The 19,464-nt window shown below is 70.9% G+C and carries 16 protein-coding genes and 4 tRNA genes; 9 read left to right on the top strand and 11 right to left on the bottom strand.

Translation table 11 applies throughout. From position 1 onward, the window contains the following. The 4 genes from AC07B0_RS13930 to AC07B0_RS13945 all read right to left on the bottom strand — a co-directional run. The coding region (locus AC07B0_RS13930; RefSeq protein WP_478898203.1) for a DEAD/DEAH box helicase at positions 1-1,781 on the bottom strand (1,781 nt) is incomplete at its 3' end. 1,040 nt (positions 1,782-2,821) lie between these two features. Next, positions 2,822-3,196 carry a fluoride efflux transporter CrcB gene (gene crcB, locus AC07B0_RS13935; RefSeq protein WP_469376980.1) on the bottom strand — a complete coding sequence of 125 codons (375 nt, stop codon included), beginning with the start codon at positions 3,194-3,196 and terminating at the stop codon, positions 2,822-2,824. Further along, positions 3,193-3,669, bottom strand: a complete 477-nt coding sequence (locus tag AC07B0_RS13940) for a FluC/FEX family fluoride channel (RefSeq protein ID WP_469376982.1) — start codon at positions 3,667-3,669, stop codon at positions 3,193-3,195. Before AC07B0_RS13940 ends, crcB begins: the two co-directional genes overlap by 4 nt. Further along, the gene (locus AC07B0_RS13945; RefSeq protein ID WP_030225620.1) at positions 3,666-4,016 is read right to left on the bottom strand and encodes a metallopeptidase family protein; all 351 of its coding nucleotides are present in this window, start codon (positions 4,014-4,016) and stop codon (positions 3,666-3,668) included. Before AC07B0_RS13945 ends, AC07B0_RS13940 begins: the two co-directional genes overlap by 4 nt. Positions 4,017-4,119: 103 nt before the next feature. On the opposite strand from AC07B0_RS13945, the gene AC07B0_RS13950 reads away from it, so the two are divergent. The 3 genes from AC07B0_RS13950 to AC07B0_RS13960 all read left to right on the top strand — a co-directional run bounded on the left by AC07B0_RS13950 (position 4,120) and on the right by AC07B0_RS13960 (position 4,402). Continuing rightward, a tRNA-Glu gene (locus AC07B0_RS13950) sits at positions 4,120-4,192 on the top strand. A 40-nt stretch (positions 4,193-4,232) separates the two neighbouring features. After that, a tRNA-Asp gene (locus AC07B0_RS13955) sits at positions 4,233-4,306 on the top strand. Positions 4,307-4,328: 22 nt separating this feature from the next. Beyond that, positions 4,329-4,402: transfer RNA gene (locus AC07B0_RS13960), tRNA-Phe, on the top strand. Positions 4,403-4,443: 41 nt separating this feature from the next. Here AC07B0_RS13960 and AC07B0_RS13965 read toward each other — a convergent pair. From AC07B0_RS13965 to AC07B0_RS13975, 3 genes are read right to left on the bottom strand one after another with little or no spacing between them, the layout of a single operon-like run. Beyond that, a complete protein-coding gene (locus AC07B0_RS13965) occupies positions 4,444-5,301 on the bottom strand; it encodes a cytochrome c biogenesis CcdA family protein (protein ID WP_356881391.1) in 858 nt (285 codons plus the stop codon). After that, on the bottom strand, positions 5,298-6,032 hold the full coding sequence (locus AC07B0_RS13970) for a DsbA family protein (protein WP_356881393.1): 735 nt from the start codon (positions 6,030-6,032) through the stop codon (positions 5,298-5,300). Before AC07B0_RS13970 ends, AC07B0_RS13965 begins: the two co-directional genes overlap by 4 nt. A gap of 51 nt (positions 6,033-6,083) precedes the next feature. Continuing rightward, entirely contained in the window at positions 6,084-6,470 is a 387-nt protein-coding gene (locus tag AC07B0_RS13975) for a hypothetical protein (protein ID WP_469376984.1), read from the bottom strand. A gap of 109 nt (positions 6,471-6,579) precedes the next feature. Here AC07B0_RS13975 and hrpA point away from each other — a divergent pair, with 109 nt between their 5' ends. Next, complete coding sequence (hrpA, locus tag AC07B0_RS13980; protein ID WP_469376986.1) at positions 6,580-10,503, top strand: ATP-dependent RNA helicase HrpA; 3,924 nt, start codon at positions 6,580-6,582, stop codon at positions 10,501-10,503. Positions 10,504-10,573: 70 nt separating this feature from the next. Next, positions 10,574-10,647: transfer RNA gene (locus tag AC07B0_RS13985), tRNA-Asp, on the top strand. Between the two features lie 604 nt (positions 10,648-11,251). Here AC07B0_RS13985 and bldC read toward each other — a convergent pair. Both bldC and AC07B0_RS13995 read right to left on the bottom strand, forming a co-directional pair. After that, the gene (gene bldC, locus AC07B0_RS13990) at positions 11,252-11,458 is read right to left on the bottom strand and encodes a developmental transcriptional regulator BldC (protein ID WP_003949541.1); all 207 of its coding nucleotides are present in this window, start codon (positions 11,456-11,458) and stop codon (positions 11,252-11,254) included. A gap of 595 nt (positions 11,459-12,053) precedes the next feature. Further along, positions 12,054-12,908: a DUF8083 family protein gene (locus AC07B0_RS13995; RefSeq protein WP_469376988.1), complete on the bottom strand. Its 855-nt coding sequence runs from the start codon at positions 12,906-12,908 to the stop codon at positions 12,054-12,056. A 187-nt stretch (positions 12,909-13,095) separates the two neighbouring features. Between AC07B0_RS13995 and AC07B0_RS14000 the strand changes: the two genes are divergently transcribed. After that, entirely contained in the window at positions 13,096-14,235 is a 1,140-nt protein-coding gene (locus AC07B0_RS14000) for a Leu/Phe/Val dehydrogenase (RefSeq protein WP_469376990.1), read from the top strand. Positions 14,236-14,513: 278 nt separating this feature from the next. Further along, positions 14,514-14,783, top strand: a complete 270-nt coding sequence (locus AC07B0_RS14005) for a DUF3073 domain-containing protein (RefSeq protein ID WP_267088905.1) — start codon at positions 14,514-14,516, stop codon at positions 14,781-14,783. Between the two features lie 94 nt (positions 14,784-14,877). Here the strand turns inward: AC07B0_RS14005 and purM are convergent, their stop codons facing one another. Together purM and purF are read right to left on the bottom strand one after the other, a co-directional pair. Continuing rightward, the gene (gene purM / locus AC07B0_RS14010; RefSeq protein WP_356881404.1) at positions 14,878-15,948 is read right to left on the bottom strand and encodes a phosphoribosylformylglycinamidine cyclo-ligase; all 1,071 of its coding nucleotides are present in this window, start codon (positions 15,946-15,948) and stop codon (positions 14,878-14,880) included. Positions 15,949-16,054: 106 nt separating this feature from the next. Next, positions 16,055-17,572, bottom strand: a complete 1,518-nt coding sequence (gene purF / locus AC07B0_RS14015; protein ID WP_356881406.1) for an amidophosphoribosyltransferase — start codon at positions 17,570-17,572, stop codon at positions 16,055-16,057. Between the two features lie 182 nt (positions 17,573-17,754). On the opposite strand from purF, the gene AC07B0_RS14020 reads away from it, so the two are divergent. Beyond that, positions 17,755-17,850 (top strand): putative leader peptide, encoded by a 96-nt coding sequence (locus tag AC07B0_RS14020; RefSeq protein WP_356881408.1) that lies wholly within the window; start codon positions 17,755-17,757, stop codon positions 17,848-17,850. Between the two features lie 188 nt (positions 17,851-18,038). Further along, positions 18,039-19,463 carry a sulfatase family protein gene (locus AC07B0_RS14025; RefSeq protein WP_478898208.1) on the top strand — a complete coding sequence of 475 codons (1,425 nt, stop codon included), beginning with the start codon at positions 18,039-18,041 and terminating at the stop codon, positions 19,461-19,463. Position 19,464: the final 1 nt, after the last annotated feature.

Here is a 19,464-nt window from a genome sequence, read left to right on the forward strand (position 1 = left end):
AAACCACCGGACGGACGGTCGTCGCGACGGAAGCCGCCACCACGGTTGTCATCACGACGGTCACCACCGGAACGGAAACCACCCGACGGACGGTCGTCACGGCGGAAGCCACCACGGTCGCCACCACGGTCACCGCGGTCGTCACGGCGGTTGTCGCGGCGCTCGAAGTTGCCGCGGTCGTCGCGACGCTCGAACGTGCGCTCCTGGGCGACGGGCTCGGCGACGGCGGCGACGGCAGCCGCGACCTCGGCCTCGGCGGCCTCGACGACCTCGGCGACGGCGGCCTCCGGGTCCTCACCGCGCTCACGGGCGGAACGGGCGACGAGGCGGTCGGCCTCCTCGCGCAGCTCCGCGGCGCGGCGGGTCAGGCGCTCCAGCTGCTTCGTGAGGTCGGCGACCTCGCGCTCGGCCTGCTTGGCGGCGTTGTTCGCGGAGTCGGCCTGGACCTCGGTGAGCGAACGCGCACCGGTGATCTCGGCGACCTCGGGCTCGAACGCGCCGGCGCCCTGGACGATGTGGCGCGAGGCGTCGACGCCCGCGTCCTCCATCAGGCGGAAGATCTGGCGGCGCTGGTGCGGGAGCGCCAGCGACACGACGACACCGGACTTGCCGGCGCGGGCGGTACGGCCCGAGCGGTGCAGGTAGTCCTTGTGGTCGCCGGCCGGGTCCACGTTGAGGACCAGGTCGATGCCGTCGACGTGGATGCCGCGCGCGGCGACGTCGGTCGCGACGAGCGCGTTGACGTAGCCGTCCTTGAAGTCCGCGAGGACGCGGGTACGGGCGCCCTGCGTCATGCCGCCGTGCAGCGCGTCGGCCTTCACGCCGGACTCGATGAGCTGCTCGGCGATGCGGTCGGCGCCCAGCTGGGTGCGGACGAAGATGATGGTGCGGCCCTTGCGGGCGGCGATGGCGGCCGTGACCGGCGCCTTGTCCTTCGGCTTCACGACGAGCACGTGGTGCGTCATGGTCGTGACGTTGCCCTGGGCGCTGTCGACCTCGTGCGTGACGGGGTTGGACAGGTAGCGCTTGACCAGGGTGCCGATCTCGTTCTCCATGGTGGCGGAGAAGAGCATGCGCTGGCCGCCGCCGGGGATCTGGTCGAGCAGCTCGGTGACCTCGGGCAGGAAGCCCAGGTCGGCCATCTGGTCGGCCTCGTCGAGGACGGCGATCTTGACGTTCTCCAGCGAGCAGGCGCCGCGGTTGATGATGTCGCGCAGACGGCCGGGGGTGGCGACGAGGACGTCGACACCGCGCTCCAGGGCGTAGATCTGGTTGCTCATGGAGGTACCGCCGCAGACGACCTTCATCTTCAGGCCGAGGACGTCGCCGTAGGGCTGGAGGGCGTCCGCGACCTGCATCGCGAGCTCACGGGTCGGCGTGAGGATGATCGCGCGGGGCTTCTTCTTCTCGGTGTGGCCGCCGGCCAGCGAGGCCAGGGTCGGCAGACCGAAGGAGAGGGTCTTGCCGGAGCCGGTGCGGCCACGGCCCAGGATGTCCTTGCCGGCCAGGGCGTCCGGGATGGTCGCGGCCTGGATCGGGAAGGGGGCGGTGACGCCGTTCTGGGCGAGCTTGCGCACGATGCCGTCGGGCAGACCGAGGTCGCCGAAGGTGATGGTGGGCTCCGCGTCGGCCGCGTCGGCCTCGTCGTCGGAGTACGAGCTGTCGGCGGTCACGTCGGCCTCGAGGGCCTCGATGATCTCCTCCGCCTCGATGGCCTCCATGGCCTCGGTGACCGCGAGGGTCTCGGCGTCGACGATCTCGTTGGAGTCGTTCTCGGGCATGACGGAACGGTCAGAACTGGAAATGGACATGCGAAATGCGAAACCTTCCGGAGTCTCGGCACGCGCCCAAACTCCGTGAATCGCAAATCGACCGCCTCAATGCGGTCAGCCACGGCTAGGGAGAGTACGCGCCACGCGGCGCTCTTCGGATTCGGCGCCGGGCAATGGGATCAAACGATCTATAACCATACGCACCCTCCCGGGGGTCTGGCAAGTCGCTCCCGCAGAAACGCCTCTGACCTGGGACGATGCCTCTGGCGCGGGTTCCGGGAGAAGGGCGGCCGCCCCACCCCGAGCCGCCCGGGACTACGGCGTGGTGCCCGTTCCGGCGGTCGGATCGGGACCCGGATCGACGGGTCCGGGCGGAGTGGGTTCCGTCACAGAAGGTTCCGGATGAGGGTCGACGGGCGGGGTGGTCGAGCCCCCCGTACCGCCCGAGCCGGAACCGCCCGAGCCTGACCCGCCGGACCCGGAGCCGCCCGACCCGGAACCCGAGCCGGAGCCACCGGAACCCGAGCCGCCGGAACCCGACCCCGAGCCGGAACCTCCGGATCCCGAACCGCCTCCCGAGCCGCCCGAGCCGCCCCCGGACGGCTCCTGCGGCCCCTGCCCGCCCGCTCCGCCGCCCGGCCCGGCCGACGGCGAGGGCTGGCCCGGCCGGCCCGCCGGGGCGCCCGGGCTGGGCGAGGCTCCGGTCGCGCCGGACGCCTTGCCGGGTTCGCCGGCCTTGCCCGCCTGGTTCCCCGCGGCGTCCTTCACCCCGTGGCCGTTGCCGTGGACGCCGGAACCCCGCCCGGCGCCCGCGGCCGTACCCGTCCCGGCGGCTTCCTTGGCACCCACCGGTGCGCCCGGCCCGGGCTTCGCGGCGTCCTCGCCGACACTCATGCAGCCCGCCGACGCCGCCACCGCGAGCGCGGTGACGGCCAGTCTCAGGGAAGCGGACAACTGGCGCACGGGGGCACCTCCGGAGCACGGCGGCGGGGTCCGCGATGAGCGGGTCAAGTTGCCCAACTCCCTTTACCCCGTAAGAGACACGCCCCTTATGCGAACAGCTGCCGGGCCACCTGCGAACCCAGGTGCACGGCACCCAGCCCGACCAGCACCGATGCCAGGACGTTCGCGGCGGCGAGGAGGGGCCGGCCGCGTTCGGCCAGCCGCAGGGTCTCGTAGGAGAAGGTCGAGTACGTGCTCAGCGCCCCGCACAGCCCCGTCCCGAGAAACAGCCCCAGCCGCGAGGAGCCCGCCCCGGCCAGCGCCGTCCCGGCCAGCGCGCCCAGCAGCAGGCAGGCGCCGGCGTTGACCGTGAAGGTCCCCCACGGGAAGACGGAGTCGTGGCGCGCCTGCACGGCCCGGTCGGTCAGGTAGCGCAGCGGTGCGCCCACGGCCGCGCCCAGGGCCACGAGCAGCCAGTTCATCCCCGCCCCCGGCCGGCGCCCCGGCCCCGTACCGCCCGTCGGGTCGCGGACGCCCCGGCCCAGACCGCCGCCAGCGCCCCCGCGACCGTGAGCCCGGCGCACGCGAGCGCGACGGCGGCCGCGTCCTCGTCCAGCAGCCGCGACACGTCCAGCGCGTAGGCGGAGAAGGTGGTGAAGCCCCCGAGCACGCCGGTCCCGGCGAAGGGCCGCACCAGGGGGTGCGCGGTGCGGCCGCCCTCGGCGATCAGCGCCATCAGCACGCCGATCAGCGCGCAGCCCACCACGTTGATCCAGAAGGTCGTCCACGGGAAGGCCCCGGGGCGGGCCGGCCACAGCAGCCCCGCGCCGTACCGCGCGCAGGCCCCGGCCACCCCTCCCGCCGCGACGGCGGCGAGCACCCGGCCCCGCGGTTCGGTCCGCTGGGCGGGTACGTGGAGGTCCACGTCCGGGTCGACGGGCTCCGGTCCGGTCACCCGTAGCCCAGGGCGTGCAGCCGTTCGTCGTCGATGCCGAAGTGGTGGGCGATCTCGTGCACGACGGTCACCTCCGTCTCCGCGACCACGCTCTCCCGGTCCTCGCACATCCGCAACGTGGGGTTCCGGTAGATCGTGATGCGGTCGGGCAGCACCCCGGCGTACCACTCGCCGCGCTCGGTGAGGGGGGTCCCCTCGTAGAGCCCGAGGAGCTCGGGGTCGTCGGCCGGTGGTTCGTCCTCGACGAACACCGCCACGTTGTCCATCAGCCGCGTCAGCTCCGGCGGAATCCGGTCCAGGGCCTCTGCGACGAGCTCTTCGAACTCCTCGCGCGTCATCTCCAGCACCCGGCCATTGTCGCTCCGGAGGAAACCGTTTTGGCGATAGCTCCCCGGATCCCATATGCTTCTCACGTCCCCGACGCGCTGAGAAGTGCCCGGCGGGCCTTTAGCCCTCATCGTCTAGTGGCCCAGGACGCCGCCCTTTCAAGGCGGTAGCACGGGTTCGAATCCCGTTGGGGGTACGCAACACCTGTGTGCGAGACTTGTTCTCGCACATTGCAAGGACCTGTGGAGCAGTTGGTTAGCTCGCCACCCTGTCAAGGTGGAGGTCGCGGGTTCAAGTCCCGTCAGGTTCGCTGAGGCTGGAAACAGTCTCGTGGCTGGGTAGCTCAGTTGGTACGAGCGATCGCCTGAAAAGCGATAGGTCGCCGGTTCGACCCCGGCCCCAGCCACAAGAAGAAGGCCCCGTCCTCTGGACGGGGCCTTCTGTGCGTCACCCCTCCGCCACCTCGGAGTCCGGCCGCGGCCGCTCCGCGCGGACCGCGCGCCGCCACCGCGTCAGTGCGAAGGCCGTCGCCGCCGATCCGGCCAGCCCCAGCAGCGCCCAGTCCGGTACGGCTCCGGCGACGGAGCCCACCCACTGCTCCACCGCGAACGAGTCGTCCACGTCGAGCAGCCCCGGCAGTGCGCTCGCCCCGTCGTAGACGAGGAACAGGGTGCCCAGGGTGATGAAGAACAGCCCGGACAGCAGCGAGGTGGTGTGCAGTTCGAGGCGGCCCGCCCGGAAGGCCCGGCCGCGCAGCCAGCGCCGCCCGCCCAGGTCGAAGCGCTCCCAGAGCAGGGCCAGCAGGAACAGGGGTACGGCCATGCCCAGCGCGTACACCGCCAGCAGCAGTCCTCCGTAGACCGGGCTGCCGCTGACCGCCGCGACCGTCAGGACGCTGCCCAGGATCGGGCCGGCGCAGAAGCCGGCCAGCCCGTAGACCGCGCCGAGCGCGTACACGGACAGGGCGGTGGTCGGGCGGATCCGCCCGGACAGCTCGGCCAGGCGCTTGGGGGCGAAGCCGAGGCCGAGGACCTGGGCGAGGCCGAGCGCGATGATCAGCCAGCCTCCGGCGAGGACCAGCCCGTCCCGGTGGGAGTGGAAGAACCGCCCCGCGTAGGAGCCGGCCGCGCCCAGCGGTACGAGGGTGCTCGCGAGGCCCGCGTAGAAGATCCCGGTGCGCGCGAGGAGGCGGGAGCGGGAGTCGATCGAGTACGCGAAGAAGGCGGGCAGCAGCAGCGCGCTGCAGGGGCTGAGCAGGGCGAGGAGGCCGCCCAGCAGGGCGGCCAGGTATCCGATGCCGGTCACCGCCGGGCCCCCGCCTCGGTCTTCGCCCGCGCGATGGCGGCGGTGAAGGCGTCGAGGGGCTGGGCTCCGGCGATCGGCCTGCCGTTGACCAGGAAGGACGGGGTGGAGGTGACGCCGATGCGGTAGCCCTCGTCCTGGTCCTTCCTCAGGGCCGCCGCCGCTTCCTCGCCGGCCATGTCCTTCGTGAAGCGCTCCAGGTCCGGGACCCCGGCCTGCCGGGCCAGCTCGGTCAGACGCGCTTCGCCGAAGCCCTTCTCCTTGGCCCCGTCGGCGTACGCGGCCGCGTGGAAGGCGGCGAAGCGGTCCTGCTGCCCGGCGGCCCAGGCGGCCTTCGCGGCGGCCTCGGACTCGGCGCCGAAGATCGGGAAGTTGCGCCACTCGATGCGCAGGGTGCCGTCCTCGACGTACTTCTTCACCAGTTCGGGTTCGGTGTCCCGGGCGAACTTGCCGCAGTAGCCGCATTTGAAGTCGGAGTACTCGATGAGGACGACGGGCGCGTCGGCGCGGCCGGTCGCGAGCTTGTCGCCGGGCTCGCGGCGGGCCAGCGCCAGCAGCTCCGGGGCGGGGCCGGTGCGGGGCCCGGCGTGGGCGGAGGCCGCGGGGGAGCCGGCGGAGGTGTCGCGGGGCTTGTCCTCGGGGGCGGTGGCCTGCCAGGAGACCAGGCCGAGGGTGATCGCGGCGAGGGCCACTCCGGCGGCGGCGAGCAGGGGCTTGCGGGCGGAAGAAGACATACGGGTGCTCCAGAGGTACGGGTGGTGGGCGGGACCGGCGGGCGGCCCCTCCTACACCCGCATCACGGAGAGCTCCACCGGGTCCGGCGCGGGCCGGCCGGGTCCGCGTACGAGGACCCGTACGGGCACCGTGCCCTGCGGCCGGGCCGCCTCGGGGGCCGGGCGCGCCGCCGGGAGCGGGGCGTGGTCCTGCCCGGCGCGCGGCGGCACGGCCGGGGTCTTCCCGTGGCCGGGGGCGGCGGGGGCGCAGGAGGGTCCCCGCTGCCCGTCCGGGGCCGCGAAGGCCGCCGGTGCCGCGGGGCCGGCCGGGGCCGCCGAGGCGACCGGAACCGGAACGGTCCGGCCCGGGTCCGGGGCGGCGGCCGCCGGGGTCACCGCGGCCAGCAGCACCGCGAGTACCGCCGCCAGCAGGCAGCACACACGGCGACGGCGGGACAAGGTGGGCTGCCTCTCACTGGCACGACGGGGGACTCGTCCCGAAATGGTACGGGGAGGGGCACAAATGCGTTCGCCACCCGGAGGGCCCAGGTGAGATCCTCGACCAGGTATGTCTACTTCCTTCGCCGCCCTGCAGACGCTTCTCGGTGAGATCTCCCTCCGCGACGCGCACCGCCTCGGCCGCCGCCTCGAAGGCGCCCGCCGCATCCGCAAGCCCGAGGCCAAGCAGGCCGTGCTCGACGAGATCGCCGCGGAGGCCACGAAGGCCGCCGAGCGGCTCGCCGGCCGTGCCTCGCGCATGCCGGAGGTCACGTATCCCGAGAACCTGCCCGTCAGCCAGAAGAAGGACGAGATCGCCGAGGCGATACGCGACCACCAGGTCGTGATCGTCGCGGGCGAGACCGGGTCCGGCAAGACCACGCAGATCCCCAAGATCTGCATGGAGCTGGGCCGCGGCGTCCGGGGCATGATCGGGCACACCCAGCCCCGCCGGCTCGCGGCCCGCACGGTCGCGGAGCGGATCGCCGAGGAGCTGAAGTCCGAGATCGGGCAGACCGTCGGCTGGAAGGTCCGCTTCACCGACCAGGTGAACCCGGACGCGACCTTCGTGAAGCTGATGACCGACGGCATCCTGCTCGCCGAGATCCAGACCGACCGCGAGCTGCGCGCCTACGACACGATCATCATCGACGAGGCCCACGAGCGGTCCCTGAACATCGACTTCCTGCTGGGCTACCTGGCCCAGCTGCTGCCGAAGCGTCCCGACCTGAAGGTCGTGATCACCTCGGCGACCATCGACCCGGAGCGCTTCTCCCGCCACTTCGGGGACGCCCCGATCGTCGAGGTCAGCGGCCGTACGTACCCGGTGGAGGTGCGCTACCGCCCGCTCCTCGAAGAGGACTCCGAGGACTCCGACCGCGACCAGATCACGGCGATCTGCGAGGCCGTCGACGAACTCCAGTCCGAGGGGCCGGGCGACGTCCTGGTCTTCCTCTCCGGCGAGCGGGAGATCCGCGACACCGCCGACGCCCTGGAGAAGCGCAAGCTGCGCTTCACCGAAGTGCTCCCCCTGTACGCGCGGCTCTCGCACGCCGAGCAGCACCGGGTGTTCCAGCAGCACACCGGGCGCCGGATCGTCCTGGCGACGAACGTCGCGGAGACCTCCCTGACCGTTCCGGGCATCAAGTACGTGATCGACCCGGGCACCGCCCGCATCTCGCGCTACAGCCACCGCACCAAGGTGCAGCGGCTGCCCATCGAGCGGATCTCGCAGGCGAGCGCCAACCAGCGCAAGGGCCGCTGCGGCCGTACCAGCGACGGCATCTGCATCCGGCTGTACTCGGAGGACGACTTCCTCTCCCGTCCGGAGTTCACGGACGCCGAGATCCTGCGCACCAACCTGGCCTCCGTGATCCTCCAGATGACCGCGGCCGGGCTCGGCGAGATCGAGAAGTTCCCCTTCATCGACCCGCCGGACCACCGCAACATCCGCGACGGCGTGCAGCTGCTCCAGGAGCTCGGCGCCTTCGACCCGGCGGAGAAGGACCCGCGCAAGAAGCTGACGCCCATGGGACGCCAGCTCTCGCAGCTGCCGGTGGACCCGCGCCTGGCCCGCATGGTCGTCGAGGCGGACAAGAACAACTGCGTCCGCGAGGTCATGGTCATCGCGGCGGCCCTGTCGATCCAGGACCCGCGCGAGCGGCCCTCGGACAAGCAGACCCAGGCCGACCAGAACCACGCCCGCTTCAAGGACGAGACCAGCGACTTCCTCTCGTTCCTGAACATGTGGCGCTACGTCCGGGAGCAGCAGAAGGAGCGGGGCTCCTCCTCGTTCCGCCGGATGTGCAAGCAGGAGTACCTGAACTTCCTGCGGATCCGCGAGTGGCAGGACATCTACTCGCAGCTGCGCACGGTCGCCAAGACGATGGGCATCCACGTCAACGAGGCCGACGCCCCGGAGCAGAACGTCCACGTCTCCCTGCTGGCCGGCCTGCTCTCGCACATCGGGCTGAAGGACACCGACAAGAACGAGTACCTGGGCGCCCGGTCGGCGAAGTTCGCGGTCTTCCCCGGTTCCTCGCTGTTCAAGAAGCAGCCGAAGTTCCTGATGTCGGCGGAGCTGGTGGAGACCTCGCGGCTGTGGGCGCGGGTGAACGCGAAGGTGGAGCCCGAGTGGGTGGAGCCGCTCGCGCAGCACCTGATCAAGCGCACGTACAGCGAGCCGCACTGGGAGAAGGACCAGGCGGCGGTGATGGCGTACGAGAAGGTCACGCTGTACGGCGTGCCGATCGTCGCCCAGCGGAAGATCAACTACGGCCGGATCGACGCCGAGGTCTCGCGCGAACTGTTCATCCGCAACGCGCTGGTCGAGGGCGACTGGCGGACCCACCACAAGTTCTACGCGGACAACCGCAAGCTGCTGACCGAGGTCGAGGAGCTGGAGAACCGGGCCCGGCGCCGCGACATCGTCGTGGACGACGAGACCCTCTTCGACTTCTACGACCGGCGCATCCCGGAGCACGTGGTCTCGGGTGCGCACTTCGACTCCTGGTGGAAGCACAAGAAGCACGAGGAGCCCGAACTCCTCGACTTCGAGCGCGAGATGCTGCTGACCGAGAAGGCGGCCGGGGTCACCAAGGCCGACTACCCGGACAGCTGGCGGCAGGGGCAGCTGAAGTTCCGGGTGACCTACCAGTTCGAGCCGGGCGCGGACGCGGACGGCGTGACCGTCCACATCCCGCTCCAGGTGCTGAACCAGGTCACCGACGAGGGCTTCGACTGGCAGATCCCCGGGCTGCGCGAGGAGGTCGTCACCGAGCTGATCCGCTCGCTGCCGAAGCCGATCCGCCGGCACTACGTGCCCGCGCCGAACTTCGCGGGCCGCTTCCTGGACACGGCCGTGCCGCTCCAGGAGCCGCTGCCGGTCACCCTGGCGCGCGAGCTGCACCGGATGGTCGGAGTGCCGGTCTCGGCCGAGGACTTCGACCTGTCGCGGATCCCGGACCACCTGAAGATCACCTTCCGGATCGTGGACGAGCGGCGCAAGAACCTCGCCGAGGACAAGGACCTGGAAGCCCTGCGGCTGCGCCTGAAGCCCAAGGCCCGCCAGGCCCTCTCCAAGGCCGCCGCCGCGACGGCCGAACGTGCGGGCGGGGAGTCCCTGGAGCGTTCCGGGCTGACCGACTGGACGATCGGCACCCTGACGAAGGTCTTCGAGACCCGCCGGGCCGGCCAGCCGGTGAAGGCGTACCCGGCGCTGGTGGACGAGGGGACGACGGTCTCCGTACGGCTCTTCGACACCGAGGCCGAGCAGCGGCGGGCGATGTGGCTCGGCACCCGGAAGCTGATCCTGCTGAACATCCCGGTGAACCCGGCGAAGTTCGCCTCGGACAAGCTCACCAACCAGGCGAAGCTGGCGCTCTCCCGGAACCCGCACGGGTCCATCCAGGCGCTGTTCGACGACTGCGCGACGGCGGCCGCCGACAAGCTGATCGCCGACCACGGCGGCCCCGCCTGGGACGAGGCGGGCTTCCGCAAGCTCTACGACGCCGTACGGGCCGACCTGGTGGACACGACCGTACGGACCGTGGGCCAGGTGCAGCAGGTGCTGGCCGCGTGGCAGGCCTGCGAGCGGCGGCTGAAGGGGACCAACAGCCTGGCCCTGATGGCCAACGTCGCGGACGTGAAGGCCCAGCTGGCGGCGCTGGTGCCGGCCGGCTTCGTGACCCTGACGGGCCTGCGCCGGCTGCCGGACCTGATGCGCTACCTGGTGGCGGCCGACCGGCGGCTCCAGCAGATGCCGACGGGCGCCCAGCGCGACACCACACGCATGGAGAAGGTCCACGAGATGCGGGACGAGTACCTGTGGCTCCTGGAGCAGCTCCCGAAGGGCCGGCCGGTGCCCGAGGAGGTCACCGAGATCCGCTGGATGCTGGAGGAACTCCGGGTCTCCTACTTCGCGCACGCGCTCGGGACGGCGTACCCGATCTCCGACAAGAGGATCGTGAAGGCGGTCGACGCCCTCGCCCCGTGATCGGGTTAGACCACACCCCCTGAGCTGCTGTACAGTGTCATTCGCAGCCGGGTAAACCGGCCGCGAACGAGGACCTGTGGAGCAGTTGGTTAGCTCGCCACCCTGTCAAGGTGGAGGTCGCGGGTTCAAGTCCCGTCAGGTTCGCAGAAACGTCAGGGCCCGTATCCCTTCAGGGGATACGGGCCCTGACGCGTTCCCGGGGCCGGGCGGGCGGCGGCAGGACGGCCGGCCCCGCCCCATGATCATCCGGCCACCCTCGAAGCCTCTGGAGGGCCTCCAGGGCGCCCCGGCGGCCCCGTTCGGCCCCCGACCCCCCACCGGCCCGGCGAAGCCCTCAGCGGGCCTCCAGCGGGGCCCGGTCCGCGCGCGGCCCGCACGGGGCAAAATCCCCCGTCCGCATGAGTTGCTCTGCGGTGGACATCCCCTTACGGGTGCATTGCCGGATGTACAAGAGTGATCAACTGTGACGGGAGTCACCACACGAGTTTTTGAGACTCGCACGTTTATCGCACACCTACGCCCCCTCGATTTAATATGTGCAATGGCACCCCACCCCCGCAGTCTCCGCACGTCCACGCGAAACCGCCCCGTCCGGGCATAAAAAAGATCGCGCTGGACCCGGCGGAGTCCAGCGCGATCGAACGGCGATGAGCCTGTTGGGGCAGGCCCAGCCGCTTGAAGCCTTGTGGGTTTCATCGGATTGGGGGACCCGATATAGACCCGGTTAAAGCGGTGGTGCTGCGGGACCTCAGGCCTCGCTGCGCTGCTGCGGAATTCCCGCGAGCAGTGCGCGAACCTCGGCCTCGCGGTAACGGCGGTGTCCACCCAGGGTGCGGATGGACGTGAGCTTGCCAGCCTTGGCCCAGCGGGTGACCGTCTTCGGGTCCACGCGGAACATCGTGGCAACCTCAGCCGGGGTCAGCAGCGGCTCGGCATCAGGGGTGCGAGCGGTCATGAGCGGCCTCCTCGGGAGAACCGAACCATCTCGGTTCTTTCCTCTAAATTCTGCACCTTGGCCCACGTTGCCCGAAATGGACATACGCAGGCCGAGTCGGTTATAGGACGAACGGCTTGTCCTCGGCACTACAACTACACCATCCGTCCAGCCCCAAGGGCCAAACCGATGGAATTGCCCTCCGAGGTGTTCATCAGCGGCGGAAGCCGATGGACCGCCCCATAACGGACAGTCACCCCACTGTGACGATCAGTCACAGAGCGATCAGGAGTCGTCAGACCCCCCATAGAGTGCAATACCGAGCATTCCGCCCTTAGTTGGACGGAAGGAACCCTCCCCGGACTCCTTGTCCTATTTTGGCACGAGGGTAGGGGAAGGGCGCAAGGGTGTAGATAGTGCGGTCCGTCACGCTTGGGCCAATGGCCCGTATCGGGACGAAGGTCCTGGAACTAAGACCCTAATGTGGCGATCAAGCCGCTGATCTGCAACTTATGCCCGATCGGCCGATACAACCGATACAACCGATACGGGCGATACGCCCCGCGCCCGAACGGGGCCCCCGACGGCCGTGGCGAAGGACACCCCCGGCACGCCGTCAGTTCGCGAACAGTCTCTCCCGGACCGCCCGCCAGCGGAGCGCCAGCTCCGCGTAGACCTCCGTGGCCCCCTCCCGGTCACCCGCCCGCAGCGCCTCCAGCCCCGCCGCCAGATCGCGGGCCGACCGGTCGCCCGCCAGCGCGTCAGCCGGCAACGCGTGCAGCAGCCCCCCGTAATCCAGTTCGACCATCGACCGCGGATGGAACTCCTCCAGCCAGCTCCCGACCTCCACGAGCCCCTCCGCCAACGGCCCGTACCCCTCCGCCTCCCGTAACGTCCGCAACCCCCGCGCCAGCCGCCGCCGCGCCTGCACCATCGGCGTCCGGTAGCGCAGCCGCTCACCCGGCACGTACTCCCGCTCCTCGTCCCCCACCAGCACGAACCAGCGCAACGGCACCTGCCAGACCCCCGTACGGATCCACGGCCGCGCATCCGGGTTCCGCTCCCGCCACGCCTCGTACTCCCGCGCCGCCCGCCGCCGCGCCGCCGCCGGCAGGGCCGCGTCCAGCACCGGCAACGGGAACGACTCCGTCAGCTCGCGCAGCGCCAGCCAGCCCCGCAGCCGCGTCCGCCACGGACAGACCAGCACCGCCCCGTCCCGCACCACGGTGAACGCGTCCGCGCTCTCGTGCGCCGGAACCCCGACCAGCGGAACCCGCACCAAGTCCGCCAGCGACCGACGCAGTTCGTCCTGCGCCGTCGCCACCACCCCCCGCCGGGCGTAGTCCGCCCAGTGCGTACGCTCCGGCTCCGCGAAGGCCGCGAGGGGCTCGTAAACACGCAGGTAGGAGGCGTACGGGACGATCGGCGCAGGCCGCGCCGCCGGCGGCCGCAACTCGGGGGATTCGCTCACGCAGTCGTACTCCCCCTTTTTCGGGGCTCCTTCACCTCCGGGGTGCCCGGAGGTGCGGAAAGCGGCGGGACACGGGAGTGTTCCGATCCCCGGACAGGCCCTACCCGGGCGGCCCGCAGGTCTTACTCTGCTCCCAGTGCGCCCTCCCCCACCCGCAGGGCGGGCGTCTTTCCGCCGCATCTCTTCCATGGGAGTCACCACCGTGACCGAAATGACCGACGGCGTCCTGCACACCCTGTTCCGCACGGAACAGGGCGGCCACGAGCAAGTCGTGCTGTGCCAGGACCGAGCCTCAGGCCTCAAGGCCGTCATCGCGATCCACTCCACCGCCCTGGGCCCCGCCCTCGGCGGCACGCGCTTCCACGCGTACGCCTCCGACGAGGAGGCCGTGCTCGACGCGCTGAACCTCGCCCGCGGCATGTCGTACAAGAACGCCCTCGCCGGCCTCGACCTCGGCGGCGGCAAGGCCGTGATCATCGGCGACCCGGCCGTCCTCAAGACCGAGGAACTGCTGCTGGCCTACGGCCGTTTCGTGGAATCGCTCGGCGGCCGCTACGTCACCGCCTGCGACGTGGGCACGTACGTCGCCGACATGGACGTCGTCGCCCGCGAGACCCGCTGGGCCACCGGCCGCTCCCCCGAGAACGGCGGCGCCGGCGACTCCTCGGTCCTCACCGCCTTCGGCGTCTTCCAGGGCATGCGCGCCAGCGCCCAGCACCTGTGGGGCGACCCGACGCTCCGCGGCCGCAAGGTCGGCGTCGCCGGCGTCGGCAAGGTCGGCCGCCACCTGGTCGAGCACCTCCTCGAAGACGGGGCCGAGGTCGTCATCACCGACGTCCGCGCGGAATCCGTCCAGGAGATCCTCGACAAGCACCCGGGCGGCAAGGTCACCGCGGCCGCGGACACGGACGCCCTGATCCGCACCCCGGGTCTGGACATCTACGCCCCGTGCGCGCTCGGCGGGGCCCTGAACGACGAGTCCGTGCCCGTGCTCACCGCCACCGTCGTGTGCGGCGCGGCCAACAACCAGCTCGCCCACCCGGGCGTCGAGAAGGACCTCGCCGACCGCGGGATCCTCTACGCGCCGGACTACGTGGTCAACGCCGGCGGTGTCATCCAGGTCGCCGACGAGCTGCACGGCTTCGACTTCGACCGCTGCAAGGCCAAGGCGTCGAAGATCTTCGACACCACCCTGGCCATATTCGCACGTGCGAAGGCTGACGGGATCCCGCCGGCCGCGGCGGCCGACCGGATCGCCGAGCAGCGGATGTCCGAGGCGCTCGCCGCGCGCGCCGCCGCCCGGGCCGGCGGCGCCCGTACGGCCTAATCCGGCAGGGGGACCCGCCGGGGTGCGGCGAGACGGAACTCACTGCACTTCGGCGGGTCGCCCGCCAGGAAAGGGTTAAAATCGCAGCTGACCAGCGAGTACGGGGTGTCCCGCTGGTTCTGCACCGGGGCGCGTCATGCGGGCGGCGTACCGTATGGCCGCGGAAGCAGGTACCGTTAAACCCCTACGGACGGTCTCTCCACGGAGAGCCCGCTCCGAACCATGAACGCGTGTCAGACTCTGGGGCCGTCGAGCCCCGTCACCGAGGGGGTCGAGCCATGGGGCGCGGCCGGGCCAAGGCCAAGCAGACAAAGGTCGCCCGCCAGCTGAAGTACAACAGCGGCGGGACTGACCTCTCGCGTCTGGCCAATGAGCTGGGCGCATCGCCGACAGAGCCGCTGCCAATCAGCGCGCCGGTCGAAGTCGATGACGATCAGGATGATGACGACGACGACCCGTACGCCAAGTACGCGGCTCTGTACAACAGCGATGACGACGAGGACGAGGACGAAGAGTCCGGTCCGTCGGCGCACCGTCGCGGGGCTTGACGCGCAGATCTTCTGCACCAGCAGCGTCCGCGTCAGCTGACGAAACATCGAAACCCGGTCCAGGGCATCGCCCCGGACCGGGTTTCCGTGCTGCTCAGCCCGCGTAGGAACCGGTCAGGGTCGCACCCTCGGCGTGGTCGCCCCGGTCCAGGATCTCGCCGGCGACCCAGGCGTCGACGCCCCGGTCCGCGAGGGCGGTCAGGGCCACCTCCACCGACTGCTGCGGGACCACGGCCATCATGCCGACGCCCATGTTCAGGGTCTTCTCCAGCTCCAGCTGCTCCACCTGTCCGGCCTTGCCGACCAGGTCGAAGATCGCGCCGGGGGTCCAGGTGCCTCGGTCGACCGTCGCGTGCAGGTGGTCCGGGATGACCCGGGCGAGGTTCGCCGCGAGGCCGCCGCCGGTGATGTGCGAGTAGGCGTGGACCTCGGCCGTACGGGTGAGGGCCATGCAGTCCAGCGAGTAGATCTTGGTCGGCTCCAGGAGTTCCTCGCCGAGGGTCCGGCCGAGCTCCTCGACGTGCTGGTCCAGGGACATCCCGGCCCGGTCGAAGAGGACGTGCCGGACGAGCGAGTACCCGTTCGAGTGAAGGCCGGACGATGCCATCGCGATGACGGCGTCACCCGTACGGATGCGATCCGCGCCCAGGAGCCGGTCGTACTCGACGACGCCCGTGCCCGCGCCCGCCACATCGAAGTCGTCCGGGCCCAGGAGACCCGGGTGTTCGGCGGTCTCGCCGCCCACTAGGGCGCAGCCGGCGAGGACGCAGCCCTCGGCGATGCCCTTGACGATGGCCGCGACACGCTCGGGGTGCACCTTGCCGACGCAGATGTAGTCCGTCATGAAGAGCGGCTCGGCGCCGCAGACGACGATGTCGTCCATGACCATCGCGACCAGGTCGTGGCCGATCGTGTCGTACACGCCCAGCTGGCGGGCGATGTCCACCTTGGTGCCGACGCCGTCCGTGGCCGAGGCCAGGAGGGGGCGCTCGTAGCGCTTGAGGGCGGAGGCGTCGAAGAGGCCGGCGAAGCCGCCGAGGCCGCCGAGGACCTCGGGGCGCTGCGTCTTCTTCACCCACTCCTTCATCAGCTCGACGGCGCGGTCGCCCGCTTCGATGTCCACGCCTGCGGCTGCGTAGCTGGCACCGGTGGTCTTCTCTGTCATGACAGGAGAGAGCTTTCGTGTCGTTACTGCGGGTGGTGCAGGGCCCTGGGAGAAGCTTCAAAGACAGGGCCCCGCGCAGGTTGAGCGGGCGCGCGCGGGGATCCGGCTACGGGCGGCGCAGCGCGTCGGCGGCGTCCGTGCCGCCGGCGAGCTCGGTCTCCAGGAGCTGCTTGCCGAGGAGCTGCGGGTCGGGCAGTTCCATCGGGTACTCGCCGTCGAAGCAGGCCCGGCAGAGGTTGGGCTTCTGGATGGTGGTCGCCTCGATCATCGCGTCGAGCGAGATGTACGAGAGGGAGTCCGCGCCGAGGGACGTGGCGATCTCGTCGACCGTCATGCCGTTGGCGATCAGCTCGGCCCGGGTGGCGAAGTCGATGCCGAAGAAGCACGGCCACTTCACCGGCGGCGAGGAGATCCGGATGTGGACCTCCGCCGCGCCGGCCTCGCGGAGCATCTTCACGAGGGCGCGCTGGGTGTTGCCGCGGACGATCGAGTCGTCGACGACCACCAGGCGCTTGCCCCGGATGACTTCCTTGAGGGGGTTGAGCTTCAGGCGGATGCCGAGCTGGCGGATCGTCTGCGAGGGCTGGATGAAGGTCCGGCCGACGTAGGCGTTCTTGACCAGGCCGGAGCCGTACGGGATCCCGCTGGCCTCCGCGTAGCCGACGGCGGCGGGCGTACCGGATTCCGGTGTCGCTATCACCAGGTCGGCGTCGACGGGGGCTTCCTTGGCGAGGCGCCGGCCCATCTCGACGCGCGAGAGGTAGACGTTGCGGCCCGCGATGTCGGTGTCCGGGCGCGCCAGGTAGACGTACTCGAAGACACAGCCCTTGGGCTTCGCTTCCGCGAAGCGCGAGGTGCGGAGGCCGTTCTCGTCGATCGCGATGAGCTCGCCCGGCTCGACCTCGCGGACGAAGCTGGCGCCACAGATGTCGAGGGCGGCGGTCTCGCTCGCGACCACCCAGCCGCGCTCCAGGCGGCCGAGGACCAGCGGGCGGATGCCCTGCGGGTCACGGGCGGTGTAGAGGGTTCCCTCGTCCATGAAGACGAGGGAGAAGGCGCCCTTGACCTTCGGGAGGACCTTGGTGGCCGACTCCTCGATCGTCAGGGGCTTGCCGTCCTCGTCGGTCTGCCCCGCGAGCAGGGCGGTGACCAGGTCGGTGTCGTTGGTGGCCGCCACCTGGGTGGCGCGGCCGTCCTGACGGGGGAGGTCGGCGACCATCTCGGCGAGCTCGGCGGTGTTCACCAGGTTGCCGTTGTGACCCAGGGCAATGGAGCCGTGGGCGGTCGCGCGGAAGGTGGGCTGCGCGTTCTCCCAGACGGAGGCTCCGGTGGTCGAGTAGCGGGCGTGACCGACCGCGATATGACCTTGGAGCGAGCCGAGAGAGGTTTCGTCGAAGACCTGGGAAACGAGGCCCATGTCCTTGAAGACGAGGATCTGGGAACCGTTGCTCACAGCGATTCCCGCGGACTCTTGTCCGCGGTGCTGCAGTGCATACAGTCCGAAGTAGGTGAGCTTGGCGACCTCTTCACCCGGAGCCCAGACACCGAAGACGCCGCAAGCGTCCTGGGGGCCCTTCTCACCGGGGAGCAGGTCGTGGTTGAGTCGTCCATCACCACGAGGCACGGCTCCGAGTGTAGGCGAGATCGACCACTGGTCCGAATTGAGGAACGCCCGGAAACGTCACAGTGCGGACAGTCGGGTAACACCTGCGGAGGGTGACCGGAAAGAGGCCTGGTGGGAGCCGTCTCGATATCCGGAATGCCCTGGTTGACAGGTGCCTGTGGGTTCGTACAAGGTTCCGACTCATGCAGCCTTTCGGTGACAGCACCGTCACCCTCGTCGAGCGCCGGCACGTGGACCTGGTCCGTGTCGCGAGCGCCATCTGTCGCAGCTGCGCGTAGGCACCGCCGCGCGCCGCGGCGCGCGTTTCCCGTTCTTCCGGCTTTTCCCGTCGTGCTGAGTCCAGTTGCGGCGTTCCGCGCCGGCCCCTTCCGCTCTGCCCTCCCGCCCTGACCGAGCCTGCCCCGCCGTGCCGCGCGCCGTCCCGCGCCGCCTCCGGGCAGGCCGGCGGCCATGCCTTGGAGTACCTGTGACTTCGCACGAATCGAACCTGTCCCGGCGCGCCTTCGGCGGCGCCGTCGGGGTGACCGCGGCCGCCGCTGCGGTGGGCCTGGGCGCGACCCCGGCGGCGGCCGTCGAGGCGCAGCACGCCGGACCCGAGGAGCGGGAGTTCCGGGCCGCCCGCGGGCGGCAGTCGCGGCGCCCGAACATCCTGTTCATCCTGGGTGACGACCTCGGCTGGTCCGACCTGTCCTCGTACGGCGCCCCGCACATCAAGACCCCGAACCTGGACCGGCTCGCCCGCCAGGGGGTCCGCTTCACCGACGCCTACTCGGGCTCCGCGACCTGCTCGCCGACCCGGTTCAGCCTGTACACCGGGCGCTACCCGGCGCGGACCAGGGGCGGGCTGGCGGAGCCGATCGCCGACAAGTCGGCGGGGCTGGAGCCGACGCATCCGACGCTGGCCTCCCTGCTGAAGGAGGCGGGCTACGCCACGGCGCTGATCGGCAAGTGGCACGCGGGCTACCTGCCGGACTACAGCCCGACCAAGTCGGGCTGGGACGAGTTCTTCGGGAACTTCGGCGGGGCCCTGGAGTACTACTCCAAGCTGGGCCTGGGCGGCGAGTACGACCTCTACGAGGGCGACGCCGAGTACAAGGACCTGCGCTACTACACGAAGATCATCACCGAGCGGGCGAGCGAGTACGTCTCCCGCGACCACCACGGCAAGCCCTGGCTGCTGAACCTGAACTTCACCACCCCGCACTGGCCGTGGATCGCCGAGGGCGACACCCGGGAGAGCGCCGAGATCGTCCGGCGCATCAAGGCGGGCGACGGGCGCGCGCTGTGGCACCAGGACGGCGGCTCGGTCGAGAAGTACCGGCAGATGGTGGAGGACCTGGACCGGTCGGTGGGCGAGGTGCTGAAGGCCCTCAAGCGTTCCGGGCAGGAGGACGACACGGTGGTGGTGTTCTCCAGCGACAACGGCGGCGAGCGGTTCTCGTACAACTGGCCGCTGTCGGGCAACAAGGCCTCGCTCCAGGAGGGCGGGATCCGGGTGCCGAACATCCTGCGCTGGCCGGCCCGGGTGGACGGCGGGCAGGTCAGCCACTTCCCGGTGTTCAGCCCGGACTGGACGGCGACGCTGCTGGAGCTGGCCGGCACCCGGCCGCACCGCGCGTACCCGCTGGACGGGGTGAGCCTCGCCGGGTACCTGCTGCGGGGCGAGAAGCCCGCGCAGCGGGACATCTTCTGGCGGGTCCGCGGGGAGCGGGCGCTGCGCCGCGGCGACTGGAAGTACTACCGGGGCAAGACGGGCCGGGACCAGCTGTTCAACCTGGCCGGGGACATCCGGGAGCAGGCCGACAAGGCGGCCGTGGAGCCGGCCCGGCTGGCGGAGCTGCGGGCGGCGTGGGAGAGGACGGACGCGGGACTGCTGCCCTACCCGGCCTGAC

It is taken from the genome of Streptomyces sp. NPDC044704 (genome assembly GCF_056433525.1).

Excerpts from the sequence above, each read along its gene's own strand:
- AC07B0_RS14000 (WP_469376990.1), top strand. The coding sequence starts at position 13,096 with ATGGGAGTCACCACCGTGACCGAAATGACCGACGGCGTCCTGCACACC.
- AC07B0_RS14005 (WP_267088905.1), top strand. The coding sequence starts at position 14,514 with ATGGGGCGCGGCCGGGCCAAGGCCAAGCAGACAAAGGTCGCCCGCCAG.
- AC07B0_RS13970 (WP_356881393.1), bottom strand. The coding sequence starts at position 6,032 with ATGTCTTCTTCCGCCCGCAAGCCCCTGCTCGCCGCCGCCGGAGTGGCC.
- hrpA (WP_469376986.1), top strand. The coding sequence starts at position 6,580 with ATGTCTACTTCCTTCGCCGCCCTGCAGACGCTTCTCGGTGAGATCTCC.
- bldC (WP_003949541.1), bottom strand. The coding sequence starts at position 11,458 with ATGACCGCTCGCACCCCTGATGCCGAGCCGCTGCTGACCCCGGCTGAG.
- crcB (WP_469376980.1), bottom strand. The coding sequence starts at position 3,196 with ATGAACTGGCTGCTCGTGGCCCTGGGCGCGGCCGTGGGCGCACCGCTG.
- purM (WP_356881404.1), bottom strand. The coding sequence starts at position 15,948 with ATGACAGAGAAGACCACCGGTGCCAGCTACGCAGCCGCAGGCGTGGAC.
- AC07B0_RS14020 (WP_356881408.1), top strand. The coding sequence starts at position 17,755 with ATGCAGCCTTTCGGTGACAGCACCGTCACCCTCGTCGAGCGCCGGCAC.